This window comes from Bacillus sp. 05T31 (assembly GCF_056396725.1).
Genome location: NZ_JBFTMA010000692.1, coordinates 1 through 2,371, shown reverse-complemented (window position 1 = coordinate 2,371; position 2,371 = coordinate 1). Strand labels below are relative to the sequence as shown.

2 protein-coding genes and 1 pseudogene are annotated in these 2,371 nt (G+C 31.4%); all 3 read right to left on the bottom strand.

The window, feature by feature from the left end:
- Positions 1-191 (bottom strand): annotated as a pseudogene (locus tag AC1DJR_RS26710) (DUF7018 domain-containing (lipo)protein); the annotation flags it as partial.
- A gap of 425 nt (positions 192-616) precedes the next feature.
- Positions 617-817: a hypothetical protein gene (locus AC1DJR_RS26705; protein ID WP_000569753.1), complete on the bottom strand. Its 201-nt coding sequence runs from the start codon at positions 815-817 to the stop codon at positions 617-619.
- Between the two features lie 316 nt (positions 818-1,133).
- Positions 1,134-2,371: IS4 family transposase (locus tag AC1DJR_RS26700; RefSeq protein ID WP_477003929.1), on the bottom strand; the 1,238-nt coding region annotated here is incomplete at its 5' end.

Genomic DNA, 2,371 nt, shown 5'->3' with positions numbered 1-2,371 from the left:
TTTTCAATGTGTTCATCACTATAGTGCAATTTCTTTAGGTCAGATACCATTTTATCTGCATCATAATACTTATCTACTTTTCTATACTCTGACTGTGTAAGTCCATATGTATTTAAAGTACAACCTACTAGCATGAAACTAAAACTTAATCCTGCTATTGCGATACCCTTAAATAATTTATTAATATTCATTTTAAACTTATCCCCTTTTTCTTTTAGTAATTCTTTTCTTCAACAATAGACAGACCTTCATGTGTTTTTGCATTGTCTGCTGCGTCAGTTTAGTTTTCCTAACTTATTGTTTCAGTCTTAACTTGAATTTCTTCCTTATAATTATAAAAGGGATATACCTAAACATATAACTGCTAGTAAAATATATCCTTATATTATTTTATAATGATAATAATTAATGAGTCAAAGTGATTTGCGAAAACTATCAACTCAGATACATACTTTTATAGAAATACAGGAGGCTTTTTTACATTAAAAAACTCACCATCCAACAGAAATGGCGAGATCCTTATATATTATTTAATATCTTGTTTTCTCTAATGCTTTTCTTCTTAATTAACAAATAACTGCACTATACGTTATATAAGCTAAAATATCTGAAAGGTTTACTCTGATAAAAGCCAAATGACTACAAATATTCCTGTAACTGCCGCACCTCCGAAAAATCCTACCAATATTTTCCCATGAGTACCATTAACAACTTCTTTTAAATCTGCTTTTGCCTTTTTCTTGTCTTCTCCTGTTGAAAAGAGATAACTAATAAAATGTACGACTAGTGAAACTAATGCCGCGATTATTTCTATCATTACTTATGTACCTCCCTAATATATGTGCGCTATTAATTAACCAATAATTGCCTTATAAATTATATCAGCTAGGGTACATGGAAGTATAACAAATTATTTATATAACTTATTTTATTAATCGATATATTAAAAAAAGACACCGAATAATTCCTTAGCGTACGAAATTCGCGAAATGTTGGTGCTACCCCATCGCCATCAAGCTAAGATTATATAAGTTTAATTTCACGTGAAATTTTTTCGTTTTTCTAAAGATCCAGTGTAAGTTCTTTAAAGATTTGCATACCAAATAAACCCTATCGGGTTTCAATTTTTTGGATTACGCTACATGATTGTGAGACATAGAAAAGTTGTATACGACGCCTAAGATATCAAAGACTGTTTTCTTCTCATACCTATGGGATTTTCGTCCATTTTTCTGTAAGAGATTAAACATACGAAAGAGAATCTTTGTTAATTCTTGGGTGTCTTTTTGTAAAGATTGATAAATAAGTGGAAAATAATCTTTGATGATATAAATTGCTTTATATTCACTTAATTCTCGTTTCTTCTTGATGAGGAGTAATTGGCGCATTTGAAACATGGTGGAGGAACAAAGAAGGATACTTATTAATTGTCCGTATAAGTGACACTCTAGTCGTTCTAATTTTACAGAATTACAGTGATGAATACGAAAAAATGATTTCCAGGTTTTAAAAATAAGTTCAATTTGCCAGCGTAAGGAATAAAAATCGTATACTTGTTCCTTTGGTAGATATTCTAAAGGAATATTTGTAATGTAAAAGTTAATTGCACTAAGCCTCTTACTACGTTCTTTATAGGTAATTTGCTTCTTATGTTCTTTAGATGCTAAATCCTTTTGCCTACGTTTCATTTGCGTTTCAGTTAATTTGTACAAAATGAGTCTTGCAGGAAGTTTTTGATGCATTCCAATATAAACCTCAGGAATTTCATATGTTTCACCTGACTTTAATTGGTCAATGAATTGCTCCATATCTAATTGGATGTACTCAGAGTGCTTTTTTATTGTTCCATTTTGAAAGTATTCAGGCTCTTTATTCTTCTGATATATACGTGTATTGAGCTTTAACCTTGAAATAAAATAGGCATTACACTCTTCTATAGTATGTAAGTCTTTTAAATCGAAGTATCCTAAATCACGTATACATACATCGTTCGGTTGAAGGGACGCTAAACAAGTAGAACCATACGTTTTATCATTGTGCTTTCCCGATCCTACATGAACATGAAGAAATTGACCACTTAGTAAATCATACTCTAGTTGAATTTTTACGCCAGCATTTTGCCCACTACCACCGGAACCTTGATATGTAGAAACGAATTTATCCGGAATCTGAAAATGTGTAGAATCCAATACACGAATACGCCGAAAATAGTTTGCATACAAAGTTGGAATCTTGCTAGAAGAACAAAATTGTTGGTGAAGTAAATGTGCTAAGAGTTGTTGTAAAAACTGAACAGCCTGAGAATTAAAACGTTGATTGAGTCCTTCGGGACTCATAGAAATACCTGTGTTAGCTTCTAATCGACTACATA